Origin of the sequence: Marinobacter sp., from assembly GCF_033722735.1 — a bacterium.
Lineage (GTDB): Bacteria > Pseudomonadota > Gammaproteobacteria > Pseudomonadales > Oleiphilaceae > Marinobacter.
Window position 1 is genome coordinate 93389 of sequence record NZ_JAWVYN010000004.1, and the last position, 19363, is coordinate 112751.

The 19363-nt window shown below is 62.1% G+C and carries 19 protein-coding genes; 5 read left to right on the plus strand and 14 right to left on the minus strand.

The window, feature by feature from the left end; genetic code table 11:
* The first annotated feature begins 81 nt into the window (after positions 1-81).
* Positions 82-684 (plus strand): hypothetical protein, encoded by a 603-nt coding sequence (locus R3175_RS05060; RefSeq protein WP_318942785.1) that lies wholly within the window; start codon positions 82-84, stop codon positions 682-684.
* A gap of 76 nt (positions 685-760) precedes the next feature.
* Here R3175_RS05060 and trhA read toward each other — a convergent pair whose 3' ends face one another.
* From trhA to R3175_RS05080, 4 genes are all read right to left on the minus strand, one after another.
* On the minus strand, positions 761-1420 hold the full coding sequence (gene trhA, locus R3175_RS05065) for a PAQR family membrane homeostasis protein TrhA (protein ID WP_318942786.1): 660 nt from the start codon (positions 1418-1420) through the stop codon (positions 761-763).
* 206 nt (positions 1421-1626) lie between these two features.
* Positions 1627-2562 (minus strand): hypothetical protein, encoded by a 936-nt coding sequence (locus R3175_RS05070; protein WP_318942787.1) that lies wholly within the window; start codon positions 2560-2562, stop codon positions 1627-1629.
* 87 nt (positions 2563-2649) lie between these two features.
* Positions 2650-3516: an NAD-dependent protein deacetylase gene (locus tag R3175_RS05075; protein WP_318942788.1), complete on the minus strand. Its 867-nt coding sequence runs from the start codon at positions 3514-3516 to the stop codon at positions 2650-2652.
* 152 nt (positions 3517-3668) lie between these two features.
* Positions 3669-4574 (minus strand): DMT family transporter, encoded by a 906-nt coding sequence (locus R3175_RS05080; RefSeq protein WP_318942789.1) that lies wholly within the window; start codon positions 4572-4574, stop codon positions 3669-3671.
* A gap of 143 nt (positions 4575-4717) precedes the next feature.
* Between R3175_RS05080 and R3175_RS05085 the strand changes: the two genes are divergently transcribed.
* Positions 4718-5380 carry an HAD family hydrolase gene (locus R3175_RS05085; protein WP_318942790.1) on the plus strand — a complete coding sequence of 221 codons (663 nt, stop codon included), beginning with the start codon at positions 4718-4720 and terminating at the stop codon, positions 5378-5380.
* Positions 5381-5514: 134 nt separating this feature from the next.
* On the opposite strand, the gene R3175_RS05090 is transcribed toward R3175_RS05085, so the two are convergent.
* From R3175_RS05090 to R3175_RS05130, 9 genes are all read right to left on the minus strand, one after another.
* The gene (locus R3175_RS05090) at positions 5515-6420 is read right to left on the minus strand and encodes an EamA family transporter (RefSeq protein WP_318942791.1); all 906 of its coding nucleotides are present in this window, start codon (positions 6418-6420) and stop codon (positions 5515-5517) included.
* Between the two features lie 22 nt (positions 6421-6442).
* A complete protein-coding gene (locus R3175_RS05095) occupies positions 6443-8173 on the minus strand; it encodes a putative 2-aminoethylphosphonate ABC transporter permease subunit (RefSeq protein WP_318942792.1) in 1731 nt (576 codons plus the stop codon).
* A gap of 50 nt (positions 8174-8223) precedes the next feature.
* Positions 8224-9294, minus strand: a complete 1071-nt coding sequence (locus tag R3175_RS05100; protein WP_318942793.1) for a putative 2-aminoethylphosphonate ABC transporter ATP-binding protein — start codon at positions 9292-9294, stop codon at positions 8224-8226.
* 264 nt (positions 9295-9558) lie between these two features.
* Entirely contained in the window at positions 9559-10563 is a 1005-nt protein-coding gene (locus R3175_RS05105; protein WP_318942864.1) for a putative 2-aminoethylphosphonate ABC transporter substrate-binding protein, read from the minus strand.
* Between the two features lie 140 nt (positions 10564-10703).
* The gene (gene phnX, locus R3175_RS05110; RefSeq protein ID WP_318942794.1) at positions 10704-11531 is read right to left on the minus strand and encodes a phosphonoacetaldehyde hydrolase; all 828 of its coding nucleotides are present in this window, start codon (positions 11529-11531) and stop codon (positions 10704-10706) included.
* A 19-nt stretch (positions 11532-11550) separates the two neighbouring features.
* The gene (locus R3175_RS05115) at positions 11551-12702 is read right to left on the minus strand and encodes a 2-aminoethylphosphonate--pyruvate transaminase (protein WP_318942795.1); all 1152 of its coding nucleotides are present in this window, start codon (positions 12700-12702) and stop codon (positions 11551-11553) included.
* A gap of 307 nt (positions 12703-13009) precedes the next feature.
* The gene (locus tag R3175_RS05120; protein WP_318942796.1) at positions 13010-13738 is read right to left on the minus strand and encodes a UTRA domain-containing protein; all 729 of its coding nucleotides are present in this window, start codon (positions 13736-13738) and stop codon (positions 13010-13012) included.
* A gap of 93 nt (positions 13739-13831) precedes the next feature.
* A complete protein-coding gene (locus tag R3175_RS05125; protein ID WP_318942797.1) occupies positions 13832-14308 on the minus strand; it encodes a DUF6174 domain-containing protein in 477 nt (158 codons plus the stop codon).
* Positions 14305-16422, minus strand: coding sequence for a M12 family metallo-peptidase (locus R3175_RS05130; protein ID WP_318942798.1), 2118 nt, complete (start codon positions 16420-16422; stop codon positions 14305-14307). Before R3175_RS05130 ends, R3175_RS05125 begins: the two co-directional genes overlap by 4 nt.
* Before the next feature lie 150 nt (positions 16423-16572).
* Here R3175_RS05130 and rrtA point away from each other — a divergent pair, with 150 nt between their 5' ends.
* From rrtA to R3175_RS05145, 3 genes are all read left to right on the plus strand, one after another.
* Positions 16573-17172 carry a rhombosortase gene (rrtA, locus tag R3175_RS05135; RefSeq protein WP_318942799.1) on the plus strand — a complete coding sequence of 200 codons (600 nt, stop codon included), beginning with the start codon at positions 16573-16575 and terminating at the stop codon, positions 17170-17172.
* A 50-nt stretch (positions 17173-17222) separates the two neighbouring features.
* On the plus strand, positions 17223-17666 hold the full coding sequence (cadR, locus tag R3175_RS05140) for a Cd(II)/Pb(II)-responsive transcriptional regulator (protein WP_318942800.1): 444 nt from the start codon (positions 17223-17225) through the stop codon (positions 17664-17666).
* A gap of 119 nt (positions 17667-17785) precedes the next feature.
* Positions 17786-18418 (plus strand): cation diffusion facilitator family transporter, encoded by a 633-nt coding sequence (locus R3175_RS05145; RefSeq protein ID WP_318942801.1) that lies wholly within the window; start codon positions 17786-17788, stop codon positions 18416-18418.
* Here R3175_RS05145 and R3175_RS05150 read toward each other — a convergent pair.
* Positions 18415-19332, minus strand: coding sequence for an AEC family transporter (locus R3175_RS05150; protein ID WP_318942802.1), 918 nt, complete (start codon positions 19330-19332; stop codon positions 18415-18417). The two genes, R3175_RS05145 and R3175_RS05150, sit on opposite strands and share 4 nt — an antisense overlap.
* Between the last annotated feature and the right edge of the window lie 31 nt (positions 19333-19363).

Sequence of the window (19363 nt, forward strand, 5' to 3'; positions counted from 1 at the left end):
GTGCTACTATGCAAGAAGGTTCAGGAAACAAAGACAAGCCCCTGAAACTGTCTAAAAAAATAGCAACACAGGAATGGTTGAATGACCCACAAGTCAACGGATGTACAGACCAATTCCGACGACCAGGCCCAACGTAGACAGCTGGTCAGCCTTGCCCGCGACATTGTCCGCAGCGACGGCATGGCGGCCCTGACCCTGCAGGCCCTCGCCGAGAAGGCCGATACGCCACTACAAACCGTCGAGACCCTGTTCAGCGATACGCCCGGCCTGATCCATGCGCTCTACGAAGCCTGGGTGGAGGAGTGGCAACGACGGCTAATGGCCGCCCTCCCCGAGACCCCTCCGGACGCCCTGCTGCGACAGGCCGCCTACATTTATCGCGAACTGGCCAACTCCGACCGCGCCCTGTTCCTGGCCGCCAGCACCCCGATTGCCATCGAGGCAGATCTGTTCGGCATGCTGTCCCGGTCCTCCGCGTTCGAGCTGTTCGCCAACTTTATCGAGAACGGCATGGCCCAGCGCCGTTTCCGGATCACCGCCGATCCCGGGGCCACCGTGCGAACCCTGTGGGCCGGCATTCACGGTGCCGTGCTGCTGGAGATCTGTAGCGGGTACGACGAACTGACCGGCAAGCGGACCCTGGACGAAGGCATCAAGTTGCTGAGCCGGGGCCTGCAGGTCTGAGCGCGCTAGTGTCCCGTCTGGTTAATTCGCTGATCTCCCGAGCCCTTGAAGGTCAACGAACTAACCAGACGGGACACTAGAGAACGTCGGCGAACACCGCAATGTAATGGCAGGTACTGCCTCCCAGCACGAACAGGTGCCAGACGGCGTGCATGAAGGGGAATCGATCGAGGATGAAGAAGAGTACGCCCACCGAATAGGACAGGCCGCCCGCCACGATCATGATCAGGCCAAACTCGGAGAAGCTGGCCACCAGTTCGCCGGCGGCGACGACAATCAACCAGCCCATCACCAGGTAGTTGAGCAGGTGGGCGGACTCGTACTGTCGGGATCTAAACGCCTTTAATAGTATGCCCCCGATGGCCAATGCCCAGATGACGCCAAACAGCCCCCAGCCCCAGGGCCCGCGCAGGTTAACCAGCAGGAACGGTGTGTAGGTGCCGGCAATCAGCAGATAGATGGAGCAATGGTCAATGATGTTCAGCACCGGTTTGGCTTTTTCGTGCTGGATGCCGTGATACAGCGTGGACGCGGTATAGAGCAGAAACAGGCAGGCACCGTAAATCGAAACGCCCACAATTTTCCACGGATCGCCATCCAGGCTCGCCAGGGTAATCAGCAAGGTGGCTGCCGCCACTGCCACCACTGCGCCAATGCCGTGGGTGATGGCGTTGATCAGTTCCTCTGCGAACGTTTGCTCTCTCGCTTCGGTTTGCACCATGGCTGATTCAGACACAGATTCTGCTCCTTGGGTATCGCTCATTGGCTGATGTCGACGTGCCATGATTCGACGCTGATGAATCCTTTATACCCTGACCAAATGTCAGTTCTGTGATTGGGTCTGATCGCCCACAGCTAACCACATTACAACTATCACTATACCCATTTCAGTGAGTCTGGTCCGCCACCTGCCCCCAGGTGTAAGAAAATTTAATGTCCATGTCAGGCCCGATAACGCCCGGAGCGGATATCACGCCAGCTGACATTCCAGGGTGACAGAATCCACAACCGGATGGACCGAAACAGGCCCGGGGGTGGCGGAGCTTCAGTGGTGCCCCGGGCAGGGTCCTGCGAAGGTTCGCGGGGTTGGGCATCACGCTCATCGCCCCCGGAGTCGGCAGGGGACAAGGCAGATGGCTTGGCTGCCTCGCTCCGCTGAGGCTCGATGAAGGATACGTCCTCAATCGGCAGAGGAAGCTCACCGACACTCTGGCCAGCTTCCAGATGGTCCAGGTTTTCCTGCAGGCCATCGAGCATCCGTTGCAACAGATCGCGCATGGCCTCTGGCAGGTTTCCGTGCTTGAGCAGGCGGCGGATCTCACCGTCCACATCGAGGACATGTTCGATCACCTGCCGACGAGCGGACCGCTCCTCGTGGGTTACGCTCTGGAGCTGTTGCTGAAGACGGTTCCGATCCAGCGGCAGACGGAAATCAGGGACCGCCACCCCCCGCCGGGCGAGCAGGCCCCGCATGGCCAGCGCGGTTCGCGCCGAGCGTTTGAGGTCGCCAATGTCCTGAACGGCTTCGCTCAGCGGTAGCTCCGAAACCGGGGTGTCCGCGACCTGGATCTGGTCGATCAGTGGGGACAGCTTGTTGAACAGGGTTCGAAGACGCTGGTCAAGCCTCTCGAGCCGCAGCGTGACGTCGCCGTCCGACAGGCTCAATATCTTGTCCCCAAGGCCCTCGATCAGCCGGGCCATCTGGGGATCTTCCCCTGTCGTGACCGAATCCTGGGCCAGCATGTGCTCCAGGCTGTGCTTGAGCCCCTCGATCAGCCGGGCAACCCGGATCAGCCGCTGCAGGATCTGCCGGCTTTGTTCCAGGTGCTGCAGGGTGTGGGTAGGGGTAGGAGTGCTCTCCATTCCGCTGTCGCTCAACGCCGTCTCCTGTTTCTACAGAGTCTGGGTACAGTGTATCGCCTCAGTAGGCTTGCGCCAGTGCCGAAAACGCCAGCATGCCCCGGCTCAGGGCGTTAACCGGTCCAGCGCCAGTGACAGGGTTGGTCGGATGGGGGCCTTGAGGCTGAGGGTCGCCAGGTGGTCGGCTCGGGTCAGGCCCAGGGTCAACGTGGCCAGCGGCAGCCCCCACTCCCGGGCATAGCGACAAAAGCGGAAGCCGGAATACACCATCAACGACGACCCGATCACCAGCAGTCCATCGCTGTTCCGCAAGGTTTCCAGGGCCCCCGACACCCGCTCTCCCGGCACAAAGTCGCCAAAGAACACCACATCCGGCTTGAGGACACCGCCGCAGGCCGGGCAGTCGGCGATACGAAAATCGCTGGTGTGGCGTTCGAGGTCCGCATCGCCGTCTGGGGCCGGTGCAGCCGACAGGGCCAGGAACTGCGGGTTCATCTCGGCACAGCGATCATGCACTTCGTCCCGGGTGCAGTAGTACCCGCATTCCATGCACAACACCCGGTCGGCGCGGCCATGGAGGTCGATGACGCGGGCGCTGCCGGCCCGCTGGTGCAGGCGATCGACATTCTGGGTCACCAGTTGGGAGATCCCCCCCAGCCGTTCCAGTTCCGCCAGGGCATGGTGAGCCCCGTTGGGGCGGGCATTGCGAATCACCGGCCACCCCAGCAGACTGCGGGCCCAGTAACGTTGCCGTACCGACGCATCTTCCATGAAGGCCTGGTGCTGAACGGGGGGCCGACGCTTCCAGTCACCCTTGTCGTCCCGATAGTCCGGAATGCCGGAATCGGTGCTGACGCCGGCTCCAGTGAGCACCAACAGCCTGGGATGTGCTTCCACGAAGGTCACCAGATCCAAGCTGGCCTGACGAACCCGGGGCTCGTTGAATGGGGAGTCAGGGGCTGTGTGGGACATGTTCAAAACAAACCTGCTGGCCAGATGAATGTTTTCCGTTGAGGGCGATGGCGATATGCCATGCGATGTCGCCCTGACCGGTACGACCTTCCCAGAGTGTTACGAACATTGTGCCGTATTGGCGCCAGGTTGTGCGGGAAATCTGTTCCCCCCTAACCCAGCACCAGCAGCATCAACCCCGCCAAGATGGCCCCCACCCCCACCAGTTTGGGAGCGTACATCCGTTCGCCCAGGAAGTACCAGCCCAGCCCCACCCCCATCGGAATGCTGATCTGGCGGAATGCCACGATGTAGCTGACGTCCTCGACGTAAGCCATGGCCCAGACCACCAGCCCGTAGGTACCGATAATCAGCGCGCCGCCCACCATGGTGCTGCGCCAGTGACACGCCAGCTCCAGCAGCAGGCGGCGCTCCGAGGCCTGCAGGAACAGGCCCAGCGACAACCAGATCAGCGCGGACCAGGCCTGCAGCATGACGAACAGCAGCGCCGTTTCCACGTCCAGGGCGACGCCGGTCAGCAGGTCACGCATGAGCATGACCGCGGTGTCATCCACGAGGGAGTAACCGGCGGTACTGACGGCCGCCAGCAACGAGAACAGCGTGGCCAGGTTGCCGTAGTTGGCGAGATGGAAGTCCCGGAACGCGCGCATCGGCAACACGATGCAGCCGGCCACAATCAGCACCAGGCCAAGCACCAGCCATCCGCTGACGTGCTCGGTCCGCCCCAGGAGCAGGGCGACGGTCAGCAGGATCAGCAGCGGTGACGACCGCGCCAGGGGGTACACGATCGAAAGCTCGCCATGTCGATAGGCCGCCGCCAGGGCCCGCAAGTACGTCGCCTGGAACAAGCCGGTGACAATCACCAGTTGCCAGATCTGGCTATCCAGTCGGGGCAGCAGGTCCGCCAGCCAGACCAGCAGCGGTAGGGTCAATACCGCGCTCCAGAACGTGGTGTGCCAAAAGAAGGCGCCACTGGGACTGACCTTCTTGCCAAACAGGTTCAGGCCCGCATGGGTCAGGGCGGAGAAAAACACGATCAGGGCAGCAGAAGCAGTCATAACGGAGTACCACGGCCAGCAAACGAGTCAGTTCCTTTGAACCCAAGCCGAAGTGGGTTGGTCCATTCACAAGCCTAGTTCACTCTGTCACAACCATGTAACACGGCGGCACCAAAATCTGGTCTATACCAAAGGAGCGACCGATGCTTGCCGTTTTTGACCTGGATGAAACACTGATTCGTGGCGACAGTTCGCAGCTGTTTACCCGCTTTCTCCGCAACCGGGGTATTGATACCACCCCCGATACCGAGACCCGCGACCGTGCCTTCATGGCCGCCTATCGGGCCGGAGAACTGGATCTGGAAGACTACATGACGTTCAGCCTGGCACCGCTGAAAGGGTGGGGACGAGCTGAACTGTCAGCGTTAGTGGCGGAGTTTGTCACCGAGGTGATCGAACCCCGCACCCTGCCCACGGGAATCGAACGGGTGGCCTGGCATAAAGACCAGGGCCATGACGTACTGATCATTTCCGCGACCGGGGAGCACCTGGTGTCCCCGATTGCCCGCCACCTGGGCATTGACCAGGGGATTGGTGTGGAAGTCGAGTGGCACAATGGCACCCTCACCGGCTCTATTGGCAGATGCCGTCCCTTCCGCGAAGGCAAGATACAGGCCCTGAATCAGTGGCTGGCCTCACAACCTACGGTGCCAGAACGGCTTTGGTTCTATTCGGACTCCCACAACGACCTGCCGCTGCTGAACTACGTGGACCACCCGGTGGCGGTTAACCCGGATCCGAGTCTGCTGGCCTATGCCCGGGAGCGCCACTGGCCCGTGTACATCGATGACCCGGTGGCAATGTGACCCTGCGATTTCTCAACCTGGCCCGCACCAACCTGCGTAGCGGTGGCTTCCGGCGAATCCATCCCCGGACAGGGGGACGGAATTGAATTCTGTCCCGCTGCGGGGTGGCCAACCGGGTAGTCTGCTGCACTGCCCTAACCCAGCACCACCAACAACAAGCCCGCAAGTATAATCGCCACCCCCAGCACCTTCGGCGGGTATAGCGACTCCCCCAGAAAGTACCAACCCAGGGCCACCCCCATGGGAATGCTAATCTGACGAAACGCCACCACGTAGCTGACATCCTCGGCATAGGCCATGGCCCAAACCACCAGGGCATAGGTGCCCAGGATCAGCGCTCCCGCCGCCATGGTGCTGCGCCAGCTACCCATCAGCACCGTCAGTTGCTCCCGCTCCTTCGCCTGCATCAGCAGCCCCAGGGTCAACCAGGCCAGGGCCGACCAGGCCTGGAGAATGACGAACACCAGCGCCACCTCCGCGTCCAGTGCGAGCCCCGCCAGCAGGTTCCGCATCCACGCGGTGGCGGCGTCATCCACCAGGGAATAGCCGGCAGTACTCGCAGCGGCGATCAACGCAAACAGAGTGGCCAGGTTGCGGTAGTTGGCCAGGCGAAAATCCCGGAATCGCTGCATCGGTAGCACCATACAACCACCCACGATCAGCACGATACCCACCACGGCGGCAGTGGTAATCCGCTCAGCCGTGCCCAGGAACAGCGTCCCCACCAGCAGGATCAACAACGGGGAGGAACGGGCCAGGGGATAGACCACGGACAGTTCGCCATGACGGTAGGCGGCTGCCAGCGCACTCAGGTAGGTGGCCTGGAAGAAGCCGGTCAGGATGACCAGCAACCAGACCCGGGCATCCAGGTGGGCAAGAAGGTCAGCGGTCCCGATCAATACCGGCAGCGTCAGTACGCCGCTCCACAGCGTGCTGTACCAGAAGAAGGCGCCACTGGGGCTCACCTTCTTGCCGAACAGGTTCCAGCCGGCATGGGCCAGGGCGGAGAGCAGGACGATCAGGACCGCAGAGAGGGTCATGCCAGCAGCTCAGACCGTTGGCTCACACCACCCCCTGACGCCAGGGGCGCGTGGAGCGGTCGACCCAAAGCCGCAGACCGCCCTGGATCAGCTTGGCACCGGCACAGGTCACCGTTATCAGCACCGCCATGGCCGCAGCCGGCGCGATATCCCCCGCTTCGTCCATGCTCAGCACCGCCACCGAGGCCAACTGGGAGTCATAGCTGTACAGGAACACTACCGCCGACACCGTGGTCATGGCATTGACGAACAGGTACAGCGCCACGTCGAGAATGGCCGGCAGGCACAGGGGCACGGTGACGGTAAACAGAACCCGCCAACGGGAGGCCTTGAGGGACTCCCCCACCGCCTCAAACTCCTGGTCCAGCTGCTTCAGCGCCGTCACTGCGGTCAAATGGGACACCGCATAGAAATGGCCAACCGTGCACAGCACCAGAATCAGCAGGGTGCCGTAGATCGCATTCAGCGGATTGTCCGGATGATTGAAAAAGAAGATGTACGACAGCCCCAATACCAGCCCGGGCACCGCCAGGGGCAGGAGCGACAGGAACTGGAACGCGCCGGCCAGAAACTTCGGCTGCGGCGTGCGCTCCATCAGCCAGGCATTGAGGAACACCAGTGTCGTGCCCAGCACCATCGTTCCCAGGGCCATCTGCAGGCTGTTGGTGTAGGCGCCCCAACCGCCGCCGTCCATACGGCCGAACTGATAGTTGTTGAGGCTCAGGTCCAGGTTATAGGGCCAGAACGTCACGAAGGAGGCGTAAACCGCCATGCCGATGATGGCGAAGATAAACAGCACCGTCGGTGTCAGCATCAGCGCCCCCAAGGCATCACGCCTGCGATTCCTGTTCGGTGTGTAGGGCACGGAACGGGCGGTAAAACTGGCGGACTGCTTGCGCTGGACGTAACGGTCCGCCCCAAACGCCAGCAGGGCCGGCAGCAGCAACAGCACGCTCACCACTGCCCCCATCTCGAAACGCTGCTGGCCGATGACCTGCTTGTAGATGTCTGTGGCCAGCACGTCGAATTGACCGCCAATTACCTTGGGCACGCCGAAGTCGGTGATCACCAGCGTGAACACCACAAAGGCCGCACTGACCAGGCCATAGCGGGCACCCGGCACGGTGACCGTCCAGAAAGTCCGCCAGGGACCGGCTTTGAGCGCCGTCGCGGCCTCGTAGTGGCGACCATCGGCGTTATCCATGGCGGTCAGCAGAATCATCAGCGCATGGGGAAAGGTCCAGAAGCAGGACCCCATGATGATGCCGATGGGCCCATAGATCTCGGCTCCGAACAGCCATTCTTTCAGCACGCCCTGGTTGCCAAACAGATACACCAGACTGATCGCCGGCAGCAGCGACGGCGCCAGGATCGGCAGTACCAGGATGCCCCGCAGCCAGCCCGTCAGCGGCAGCCGGGTGCGGGTCAGCGCCCAGGCCGCCATAAAGGCCAGGCCGACCACGATGACCGTACTCAGCCCGGCCACCCACAAGGAGTTAAAGAACGCGGATTCGATACCGCCGGAGTTGAGGTAGAGGACGAAATTGTCCAGCCCAACAAACTCCCCGGCCTTGCTCTCAACGCTCTTGGACAACAGGGCGTACAGCGGCGCCAGCACCAGCAACGCCAGAACCGCACAACCGGCCACCAGTAACAGGGCAAACAGCCAACGTCCGGCGAGACGCTGGCGCATCCCGCTCAGGGTTGGCCAGGTCCGGGTTGAGGGTCTTGAAAGCGCGGCAGAATCAATCATGACGAAAACGTACCAGGGTCAAACTTGAGAATTTGGAACTTCGCAGCCGGTCAGGCTGCGAAACAGTGCAGGGCATCGGATGGGAGGTGCAGACAGACACGGGCACCCACGCTCAGATCGAGCTGACGGGCGGACCGCGGATCGACATCCACCACCAGATCCGGCCCAACGTCGCTCAGACGAATATGGGTACGGATGAAGGCTCCCAGATAATCCATGGCCTCCACCTGCCCCTCCCAATCCCCTTCACCAATCGGCAACAGGTGCACATCCTCCGGGCGGATCGCCAGTCGCACGCGCCCTTGGGCGTCGGGCAAGGGCCGCACCAGATCCAGCTCCCGGTCGCCCACCTTCACCCGCCGGCCATTGACCGGGGCAGTGTCGATGAAATTCATGGCACCGATGAACTCGGCCACGAACGCAGAACCAGGCTGTTGGTAAATCTCCAGCGGCGTGCCCACCTGCTCGATCACGCCGTCGTTCATCACCACCACGCGATCGGCCATGGCCAGGGCTTCTTCCTGGTCGTGGGTCACCATGATGGTGGTCACCCCCAGTTGCTTCTGCAGGCAGCGGATCTCGCTGCGCAGGTGGTGGCGAACCTTGGCGTCCAGCGCCGACAGCGGTTCGTCCAGCAGCAGTAACCCCGGCGACGGAGCCAAGGCCCGGGCCAGGGCCACCCGTTGCTGCTGACCGCCGGACAGCTGGGCCGGATACTTGCTGGCATGCTCCGCCAGCCCAATCAGCGCCAGCAACTCCGCCACCCGCGCCTTGATCCGCGCCTTTGCCATACCAATGCTGCGCAGGCCGTAGGCAATGTTGTCGGTCACTGTCATGTTGGGGAACAGGGCGTAGGACTGGAACACAATGCCGAAATCCCGATCCTTGGGCGGCTTGTGGGAAATGTCGTCACTGCCCTGGAACAGCTGGCCAGCGCTCTGCTGCTCCAGCCCGGCAATGATCCGCAGCAAGGTGGTTTTGCCACACCCGGACGGCCCGAGAAAGCACACCAGCTCACCGGGCTCAATGGTGAGATTGATATCCTTGAGGGCAGTAAAATCGCCGAAATTCTTGTGAACTCCCTGGATTTCCAGGCGACTTCCCTGGGTTTGTTGGGTCATGGTAAAAACCTCACCGCGTAAGTAATTTGATATATCTAGAAATCCAACGGTGGCCGATGGTGGCTCTTCCGTAGCAGCGCCATGGGTGAGGCAAACGCTTTTTGAAGCGCAGCTTCATGTGCCGCCGAACGACAGCAATCTGTGATTGCTGGCCGGACTCGCCGCGGTGCCCCGACAGGTACATGGACGTACCTTGAGGGGCGGCGAAGGAAGAGCCCATCGGCCACTGGCACGGCCTTTCAGGCTAGCGAGCTAAGGCTCGAATCACTCAGCCTCAGACTTGGTGTCGTACCGACGCGCCCACTCGGCCAGGATGGCCTCCCGGTTGCTGGCCGCCCAGCCAAAGTCGTTGTCGATGATCAGCTCCTCGGCATTGGCCGGAAAGTGCTGGATCGGCTGGGCCACGCCCGGCATGCCAACGATGGCGTAGCCCTCGTTGTACATCTCCATCGCCTGGCGGGTGATCGACCAGTCCACCAGGGTCTGCGCGGCATCCAGCTTGTCCGTGCCGTTCACGATGGCGGTGGCCTCCACTTCCCACCCCAGACCTTCTTCCGGGAACACCAGCTCCAACGGGGCACCCTGCTCCTTCAGGCGGGCGCCACGGAACGCAAACGACACCCCGATCGGCGTCTCACCGGAAGCCGCCATCTTGCAGGGCTTGGACCCGGAGTGAGTGTAGCGGCTGATGTTCTGGTGCAGGCCGTCCATGAAGTTCCAGCCATCGTCCTCGCCCATCATCTGCAACCAGGCGGACACGTCCAGGAAACCGGTTCCGGAAGAGTTCGGGTTCGGCATAACCACGTGGCCCTGGTACACCGGATTGGTCAGATCCTGCCAGCTGCCGGGCATCGGCAGCTCGTTCTTCTCGGCCTCCACGGTGTTGACACAGATGGCCGCCATCCAGGCGTCCATGCCCACCCAGGACGGCGTCTCGTCGCTATCACGGAACTTCGGAGAGAGTGCCTCCAGACCTTCCGGTGCATAGGGCATCAGCATGTCTTCATTCTTCAGCAGCAACAGGCTGGTGCCGGCCAGGCCCCAGACCACGTCTGCCTGGGGATTCTCCTTCTCGGCCAACAAACGGGCGGTGATCACGCCGGTGGAATCACGCACCCAGTTGATCTTGATGTCCGGATGGTCTTGGTTGAAACGCTCGGCGTACTTCTGCAGGTCCTCCGCCTCCACGGCGGTGTAGACGGTCAGTTCGGTCTGGGCGCTGGCGCTCATGGCGGCAGCCAGGGTGGTCAGGGCAAGCGCTTTGTTCATCAGTTTCATGGAGATCTCCTTTCACAGCTCTGCAAGTGGGACGAGTTGGTTTTCCTTGGTCTATACCAGTTGTCAGCACCACATTAGGGGTATTTGATTGCAAGAACGTGACAACGTCGTGACGTTTGTATGGAGCCGCCTCAGGGTCGCTCCCCGGTCGCCAGCCGACGATTGATTTCCGCCAGCACATCCGGCAAATCAGCAATCGTATCAATCAGATAATGCGCGCCGGAGGGCGCCATGGCGCGATATCCCTGCGCGATCCGCTGCGCCCGTTCCGCCTTGTCCAGGGCCTCCAGATGCGGCTCACTGAGCCCAACAGCGTTCCCGGAAGCCACCACCGCCACCGTCCACATCCCCGCGTTCAGCCCTTCTTCAATACCGGTGGCGGTGTCGTCCACTTTTACGCAGGCCTGCACCGTGGAGACCCCCAGCTCGATGGCATTTTTCAGACTCATGTGGGGCGCCGGACGGCCCTGGGGTACTTCCGTGGCCACCACGACACTCCGGGGATCAAAGCCCTGCTCCTTGAGGTGGGGCAACATCACCTCCACCATCTCCCGGCTGTAGCCGGTGTTCACGCCCAGTGCGATCCCTCTCTCCTGCAGCAGCGCCTGCAGCTCCAGTGCTCCGGGAATCAGGGCGGCGCGTTCGACGATGGCACGGGTTTGCAGGGGCAGGAACGCCCGATAGAGACGGTCGATGTCGTCATCGTCGGGCAACTGACTGAACCGGGTCTGCCACTGGCTGCGGATGCGCGGCATCGCCAGCAGGCGGCGGATGTGCTCGCGTTTCTCGGTGCCCATGGGCTCGCGGGCTTCGGCCTCGGTCAGCTCAATGCCTTCGGCCTCAAACAAATCGAGGAAGGCCCGTATTGGCGCCAGCGAACCGAAATCCACGCAGGTGCCGGCCAGGTCCATGATGACCGCCTGCAGCGGCCCCGTGTAACGACGGGTGTAGCTGTACATGTTGTTCTCCTTTCCGGAATCAGGCTGTTCGAAGGTTATCGGGAGCGTCGGCGGGGGCCGGTACCGGCAGGGTCAGGCCCAGCTCCAGGCAGGCATCCGCCACCGCCTCGATGACCGCATCAATCTGCGCATCATGGAGCTGGCCAATACAGCCCACACGAAAGCTGTCCGCAATGGTGAGCTTGCCGGGGTAGATCACAAACCCCCGCTGTTTAATGGCGTCGTAGAAACGCCGGAACTCAAAGGCCGGACTGTCCGGCGACAGGAAGGTGGTGATAATGGGCGACAGCCACTCGTCCACCAGCAGGGTCTGGAAACCAAGGTCCCTCAAGCCCGCCACCAGCCGGTCCCGGTTGCGGGTGTAGCGGGCCAGGCGGCCGGCGACTCCGCCCTCGATCTCGTGCTCATTCATGGCCTGAAGAAAGGCGGCCACCACATGGGTGGGCGGGGTGTAACGCCACTGTCCGGTCTTTTCCAGGTATTGCCACTGGTCGTGCAGATCCAGGGACAGGCTGTGGCACTGACCGGCAGACGCCGTCAGCAGCTCGCGATCGACGATGGCAAAGCTGAAACCGGGCACACCTTCAAAGCACTTGTTGGCGGAAGACACCAGGGCCGCACACGGCAATTGGGCGACGTTCACCGGCAGGGCACCAAAGGCGCTCATGCTGTCGATGATCAGGCGGCGGCCGGCCTTGCTGCAGACCGCTGCAATCTCCTCAATGGGATTGAGGATGCCGGAGCTGGTTTCACAGTGAACCACCACCACCTGTTCAATATCCGGATTGGCTGCCAGCGCCTCCGCCACTTCGCTGCCACGGGGCGGGCGGTAGTCCCCCTTGTCGATGGCGAGGTAGGGTCGGCCCAGGGTAGTGAGGATCTTGCCAATACGCTGGCCGTAAGCGCCGTTCATCAGCACCAGGGTTCGGCTGCTGGGACGAATCACCGTCCCCAGGGTGGCTTCCACCACAAAGGTGCCACTGCCCTGCATGGGTATGCAGACGTGACTGTCTTCGCCGCCAGCAACTTTTAGTAAGCGCTCACACACACCCGCCGTCATGGCGTTAAAGTCGCCGTCCCAGGAGCCCCAGTCATGAAGCATGGCCTGCTTGACGGTGGCGCTGGTGGTCAGGGGTCCGGGGGTTAGCAGATAGGGATCGTTCGAACTCATTGGGGGTCTCCGTCGTCTGGTGCGCCGCTCATCTGGTATAGACCAGAATGACGGGGCAGTGTGACGGTTTAATGACCTTGTTGTGACAGTTGAACGCTGAGTGTTAGGAGTGAGAGTCGGAAACCTTGGCGCATGGCATGAGGTGGGGATACCTTGCTTCGCCGCTTTGAAGGTACGTCCTGTACCTGCAAAGCTACCGGGACTTCCCGGTCCCTGCTGCGCAAGGTATCCCCACCTGACGCCCCAAAGCCGGCCCTTGCCTGATAACATGCTGCAAGAGAGATCGGAGCGAGCCGGTCCGACGAGCTCAACCCACCGATACCTGGATACTCAGGGTGTCGTGCAACCAGAACTCTTCATCGAGCTCCACAAAGCAGTCTTGCGCATCCCGGCAGCACCGAGTCACATAGAGGCCTGCGGTACCGGCAGTGACGCCCAGTGCTTCGGCCTGGGGATCCACCAGTGCCGTGGGGAACATCTCGATCTGCTTGCGTTCCAGCTCGACGCTGTAGTGTTCCCGCAGCAGCTTCCATAGGGACCGGTTGAAATCGAAAGTGTCGATACCGGGCAGGCGTTTGGGGTTGAGGTAGATGTTTTCCACCATCACCGGACGGCCATCGATCTGCCGCCGGCGGCGCAGCCGGACGATGGGATCACCAATGGCCAGACCGGTCATGGTCGCCAGCCAGGCATCGACCTCGGTGGGGGTTACTCGCAGGGTTTCCGTCACCGGTACCCGCCCCTGGGCGGAGACGTTGTCGGAGAAGCTGTAATCCCGGGTGGGGTTGTAGACGAGGCGGGGCGGTGACACGAACCAACCACGACGGTTGGAACGGTAGATGCGGCCTTCGGCTTCCAGTTGCGCCAGGGCCAGCCGGGTCGTCACCCGGGTAGTGCCATGTTCTTCCGCCAGGATACGCTCGGAGGGCAAGCGGGTGTTGGGGGGCAAGAGCCCGTCCTGGATCTGGTTGGCCAAACGATCCCGTACCCGCAAATAGAGCGGCGCAGAACCTTCCCCGTTTACCCGGTCTTCCATTTTCTGTTTCCCGACCATGACAAAATGCATCACCCTACCCCCGGTAGGTGACGTCAGTATGACAAGAAGCGGTCAGGGTCTGGAAGTCGTGGTTTACTCCGGGGTCAGCTCCGACAGGCTGACATGCCATTCGTCGTCCGCAATCATGGCATGACCATCGTAGGCGATCTCGACGGGATAGCCTAGGTCCGGATGGTAACGCACCTCGAGCCGTTCCACGTCCCGGCGCTGGGCATCGCCAATAAAAGCGAACAGGCCCGCTACAGTCAGTCGCGAGGTGTCCAACTGCTCGCGCTGGCTCAGGGGTTGTTCCAGCCCGGTGACGTTCGCCACTTGGTCCCCATACACGGTGACCCGCAAAGGCTGGGTGAATTCCCGCAGACAGAAGCAGCTCTGCTGAACGGTGATCTGGTAGTTCTCGATGCCACTGGCGGCCCACAGGGCCATGGCTTCCTCCAGGCCGGCTGGCGGTTTTGCCTCACGACCGCCAGTGGCCGAGGACAGGGCTCCGCTGCATCCCAGCAGGCCAGCAAAGGTCATGCACACCAGCCATTTCCAGATCGGCGTCATGGGGCAACCCTCCCGGAATAACGGCGGAACAGGGCGAGGCACAGCACCAGTGCCCAGGCCCATCCCACTGCGCCACCGCCCCCACCGGAGGAATCGTCTTCGCCACTCCGGCCATGGGCCTGGCTGCCAGAGTCTTCGCCATCCTGGGTGCTCTCTTCGGGCAACGCCACCTCGGCTGCCACCACGTTGCTCGCCTCAGAAAGCAGGGTATTGGCGGCGAACACCCGGTACTGGTATTCCTGCTCGGCGACGACGGTGGTATCGAGGAAACTTTCACTGCCGGCGACCAGCGAGTTGAGCTCGAGCCACTCCTCGCTGCCGGTGCGCAGCCGCTCCACCAGGTAGTGGGTCTCGTTGTCGGCCAGGTCGTGCCAGCTCAGACGAACGGCGTCGTCTTCGACCACGGCGGCCAGATTGTCCGGTGTGGCAGGCTGGGTGTAGTAGACGCCATCCACGGTGTTGCTGGGCGCTCCGTCCCACTCACCCCCTATCGGCAGCACCCGGTAGGTGTAGATGACGTTCGCTTCCACCGTGGTGTCCAGGTAGGTTTCGCTGTCCGCCGCCAGCGCTGAGGTCAGCTCGCTGAAGCTGGATTCGCCGGTCCGTTTGCGCTCGACCCGAAAGCCCGTTTCATCGGCGGTGTTGTCCACCCAGGTCAGTCGCAAGTGCTGATTCTCCAGGGCGACGGTTAGCTCGCTGGGAGCCTTGGAAATCACCTCGAAGCTGGTGACCAACGCGTCATTGCCGGCAACCACATCCTTTACCTCTCCCGAATCGCTGATCAGATTAACGGCTTGGGAAAGATTGAACTGGGTCCCGGTACCCACGGCCTGGACACTCACCTGCATGCCGTCGGTCGGAGAGGCCACTTCGCCGCAATCGTACGCGGTGCCCTCGCCGTTCACGGTACAGGGCTGGCCGTCCACGCTCACCGATTGTAACTGCCCCTCATTAGCCGGGACGGAGCCCGACAGGGCAAAGCGATCCGCCGCCGCGTAGGCCTGGTCATAGTGCACGTCGAAATAGGCCTGGAACGACTGATTGTGGTTAACCTCGGTGGCGTTGCTCAACGACGCACTCAGGCCGATGTCGGCGGGAAAATTGAAGCACTGCTCCACCGACGACAGGGCGCTGATGGTGTCCTTGATGTAGGTTTCAGAGCAGGAGGAAAAGGTGCTGGCGTCGGCATCCACATAGGGCGCCATGATGTAACCGCTGCTGCAACCATTGGTGTTGGGGTCGTCATGCTGGGCACCGAGGTTGTGACCAATTTCGTGGGCCACCACGATTGCAGTGAGTGAGTCTGAACTCAGGGTGTTGGTAATGCCCGAGGCATAGCCGTTACCGTTGCAGGTCGTACCCACATAGGCCAGACCCGCCACGGAACCGTCGAAATCCCGGCCGCTGATCAAATGAAAGATGGCCTGGTCGTTCTGGATAAACGGCACCTGGTCGTTCTGGAGCTTGTCCTGGATATCGCTCAGCAGGGTGCCGGAATCCGTGGAAGTGGTGAACAGTTCGCTGTCCAGAAACTCCACCGACAGGGCGTCGAAGACGATGCCGAACTGGTTCTGGTAGAAGCCTTCCACCATGTTCAGGATACTGACGGCCCGGTCCTGGAAGTCGTCCGGATAATCGTTCTGGAAGGCCAGGTCAAACGCCAGTTCCAACTCCATCATCAGGCAGTCGCCATTGACTGTATCGGCGCACAGGGTGTCGAAGTTGGCGCTGATCTGCTCCACCATCATGGCGCTGGCCATGGATTCGGTGGTGATGGTGTACTCGCTGTGCACGTGGTCGGCCCCACAGGTGGGCATCTCGTCGTGGCTGAAACTCATGACCGCCACCTGATTGGAGGTGGCCTGACCGTCCAGCATGTGGAGCTGGCCGTGGAGGAACGCCATCCCGGTCCAGCCGTCGTCCCCGCGGCTCACCCGGACCCAACTGTCAGTATCCTCCGGAATGTACCCCTGGTAATGAGCTTCCCGAACCAGGTTGGCATGATCGCCCATGGAACCATTCAGCCGGGTATTGGGGGTAATCTCCGCCTGGTATTCGTAGCCCCCCACCCAGACGGCCAGCGTCGTTGATTCCTTCCCATGGGCCGGGCCCATCCACGCGACACCCAACATAAAACACGCAAGCACCGCGCGTACAACGAAACCAGGCATGTACAACCACTCCAGTAGAATTTCGATTAACATGGGCACCAATACCGCACACGGCAGGCCCACTCCAGACAGATTGCGTTAAAGAGTGTATTTATGAGTGACACCGCAAACAGAAACCGTGCACCGGTCGACATCTGGTACTGGGGGGTGGCGTTGTCACTGGCTCTTGCAGCCGCCCTACCGGCGGACCTGTTGCAATGGTCCCGCCCCGCCCTGGCTGAGGGTGAGCTGTGGCGGTCGATCACCGGCCACTGGACCCACCTGAACCTCACCCACCTTGGCCTGAACCTGGGCGGTCTGACGGTGGTCGCCCTACTTTACCCGCAAACCGGCCACCGGCTGGCCGCCAGCCTGGCCCTGCTGATGATTGCCCTGGTGGTCAGCGCCGGACTGTACTGGCTCACCCCGGAGCTGGTCTGGTACCGGGGTTTCTCCGGCTGCCTTCACGGCCTGGTTGTCTACGGGTCGGTGCTACGTATCACGGAAACGCCGGTCTGGAGCCTGGCCATCCTCACGCTGGTGGCCGCCAAGCTGTTCCTCGAGCACGTCGGCGGCGCCACCCCGGGGGTCAGCGCCGCCATTGGCGGCCCGGTGATCGTGTCCGCCCATCAGTTGGGTGCGGCTGGTGGCCTGCTGGCCGGCGCCACGGCCCTGGGATACCACCGGGTGACCTCGACACCGCCAAACAGCTAACCTGTAGTTCAACGGTTATTCGATGACAACACCCCAGTAGGACGCAAGCCATGAAAATCGGCCAGGTATCAAAACAGACCGGCGTGCCGGTGGAGACCATCCGCTATTACGAGAAGATCGACCTGCTGCCGGCGCCCGGCCGGGAAGCCAGCGGGTACCGCCGCTATGGCGAGGAACATGTCCGTCGCCTCCAATTCATCAAGCGCTGCCGCAACCTGGACATGACCCAGGAGGAGATCCGCCAGCTCATTGGAGTGATGAACCAACCGGAGGCCGGCTGCCAAGAGGTGGACAACCTGTTGGAACATCACCTGGATCATATTCGCCAACGCATCGCCGAACTACAGGCCCTGCAGCAGGAGATGCAGGCCCTGCGCGCCGCCTGCGCCAGCGAAGGCCAGGTCAGCGAGTGCGGCATCCTCAACACCCTGAAACAGGGCGACAGGAGCGAACGCGCCTTGGACCCGGACAACCATGTTCCGGGGTCTCATTGAGGCAGGGACAAACGATTGGAACGAGGCTTGACCCTGTAGCAGCTACAGGCTTTTAAATAACCCTAACGACAACACCGCCCCTGCCCATAACGGGGAAAATGCCAAACAAGGAGTTATTTATGTCAGGTCAGTGCTGCGCTTCCGAGACCCATGGCCCGCAGTCGGTGGACCCGCGCTTTCGCCGGGCGTTGTGGATTGCGCTCTGGGTCAATCTGGGCATGTTCCTGGTGGAGTTTGCCGCCAGTCTCGCCTCGGGGTCCGTCGCCCTGCTCGCGGACGCGGTGGATTTCTTTGCCGATTCCGCCAACTACATCCTGTCGCTGTACGTACTGTCGATGGGCCTGCTGTGGCGGGGGCGGGCCGCCCTGATCAAGGGCGTAACCATGTTGATCTTCGGCCTGGCGGTACTCAGCAAAGCCGGCTGGAACCTGCACACGGGCGCCACCCCGGAACCGCTGACCATGGGCGTCGTGGGCGCGCTGGCACTGGTGGCGAACGTTGGGGTCGCCCTGCTGCTGTTTGCCCACCGCAGCGGCGATGCCAACATGCGTTCAGTCTGGCTGTGCAGCCGCAACGACGCGCTCGGTAACGTCGCGGTGATGCTGGCGGCGGTGGGTGTGTTCGGGACAGGTACTGCCTGGCCGGATCTGGCGGTGGCCGCCATCATGGGAGGGCTGGCGCTCCACTCCGGCCTGAGCATCGTCGGTCATGCCCGCAGTGACATCGCCGAGGCCAAGGCCTGCGTGACTTAAAGGAAGACCGACACCATGATGGGAATGTAAACCAGGGCAAACAGCGTGCTCAGCAAGGCCGTGCCGGCGGCCTGTCTGGGCGCGGTGTCCAGCAGGGTGGCAATCACCACCGTATTGGCGGCGATGGGCGTGATGGAGATCAGCAGCAGCGCCTGGTGTACCGCTTCCTCATACAGCCCCAGGAACTGGCGGTCCAGCCACCAGAACGAAAGCGCCAGCACCGGCCAGCTCACAAACTTGCCAACAAACGACAGACCGGTGAACCGCCAGTTGCCGGCCAGCCCCCGGAAGCTGACGATGCCCATGCCGATGATCATCATACCGAGGATGCTGTAGGCGCCGCGCAGGTTGTCGAACAGCGGCTCGAACACCAGCGGAATCTTCATGCCGCCAAGGTTCAGCGCCACCGCCAGGGCAAAGGCGTAGACCGACGGCAATCTGGCCACCCGCAACAGGCATTCCCGCACCCCTTCCCGCCCCCGGGCCGCCAGGTAGAAGCCGACCGAGTTCTCGAACAGGGTGGTCCCCAGCATGGCGACAATGTACAGCCCCAGCCCCTCCTGGCCGAACAGCAGCAGGGCCACCGGAATCCCGAAGTAGCCGGTATTCCCGGTACCCGTGGACAACGGGATGATGTTGAGGCTGTCGTCCTGGACCCAGCGTCTGCCAAGGGCCCGATGAACCAGCGCAATACAGGTACTGAAGCTGAAGGTCAGCAACGGCAGCAGGATCACTTCCGCCGACAACGGCGCGCTCATCACCCCGGAGAACACCACCGACGGCGTGACGATGTACAGCATGATACCGGCGATATGGCGACCGCTCGCCTCCAGATAGCGACCGGCAATCCAGCCCAGCGCCACCGTGAGGTAGAGGGGCAGCATCTTGTACAGCAAAGCCAGTGCGGCGGCCATGGGGACTCCGGTCGATTAAGGACAGCGAAGA

Coding starts and splice junctions, on each gene's coding strand:
- R3175_RS05130 (WP_318942798.1), bottom strand. CDS start 16,422: ATGGGCCCGGCCCATGGGAAGGAATCAACGACGCTGGCCGTCTGGGTG.
- cadR (WP_318942800.1), top strand. CDS start 17,223: ATGAAAATCGGCCAGGTATCAAAACAGACCGGCGTGCCGGTGGAGACC.
- R3175_RS05105 (WP_318942864.1), bottom strand. CDS start 10,563: ATGAACAAAGCGCTTGCCCTGACCACCCTGGCTGCCGCCATGAGCGCC.
- R3175_RS05060 (WP_318942785.1), top strand. CDS start 82: ATGACCCACAAGTCAACGGATGTACAGACCAATTCCGACGACCAGGCC.
- R3175_RS05085 (WP_318942790.1), top strand. CDS start 4,718: ATGCTTGCCGTTTTTGACCTGGATGAAACACTGATTCGTGGCGACAGT.
- R3175_RS05115 (WP_318942795.1), bottom strand. CDS start 12,702: ATGAGTTCGAACGATCCCTATCTGCTAACCCCCGGACCCCTGACCACC.
- R3175_RS05120 (WP_318942796.1), bottom strand. CDS start 13,738: ATGGAAGACCGGGTAAACGGGGAAGGTTCTGCGCCGCTCTATTTGCGG.
- rrtA (WP_318942799.1), top strand. CDS start 16,573: ATGAGTGACACCGCAAACAGAAACCGTGCACCGGTCGACATCTGGTAC.
- R3175_RS05150 (WP_318942802.1), bottom strand. CDS start 19,332: ATGGCCGCCGCACTGGCTTTGCTGTACAAGATGCTGCCCCTCTACCTC.
- R3175_RS05100 (WP_318942793.1), bottom strand. CDS start 9,294: ATGACCCAACAAACCCAGGGAAGTCGCCTGGAAATCCAGGGAGTTCAC.
- R3175_RS05095 (WP_318942792.1), bottom strand. CDS start 8,173: ATGATTGATTCTGCCGCGCTTTCAAGACCCTCAACCCGGACCTGGCCA.
- phnX (WP_318942794.1), bottom strand. CDS start 11,531: ATGTACAGCTACACCCGTCGTTACACGGGGCCGCTGCAGGCGGTCATC.
- R3175_RS05145 (WP_318942801.1), top strand. CDS start 17,786: ATGTCAGGTCAGTGCTGCGCTTCCGAGACCCATGGCCCGCAGTCGGTG.
- R3175_RS05090 (WP_318942791.1), bottom strand. CDS start 6,420: ATGACCCTCTCTGCGGTCCTGATCGTCCTGCTCTCCGCCCTGGCCCAT.
- R3175_RS05075 (WP_318942788.1), bottom strand. CDS start 3,516: ATGTCCCACACAGCCCCTGACTCCCCATTCAACGAGCCCCGGGTTCGT.
- R3175_RS05125 (WP_318942797.1), bottom strand. CDS start 14,308: ATGACGCCGATCTGGAAATGGCTGGTGTGCATGACCTTTGCTGGCCTG.
- R3175_RS05080 (WP_318942789.1), bottom strand. CDS start 4,574: ATGACTGCTTCTGCTGCCCTGATCGTGTTTTTCTCCGCCCTGACCCAT.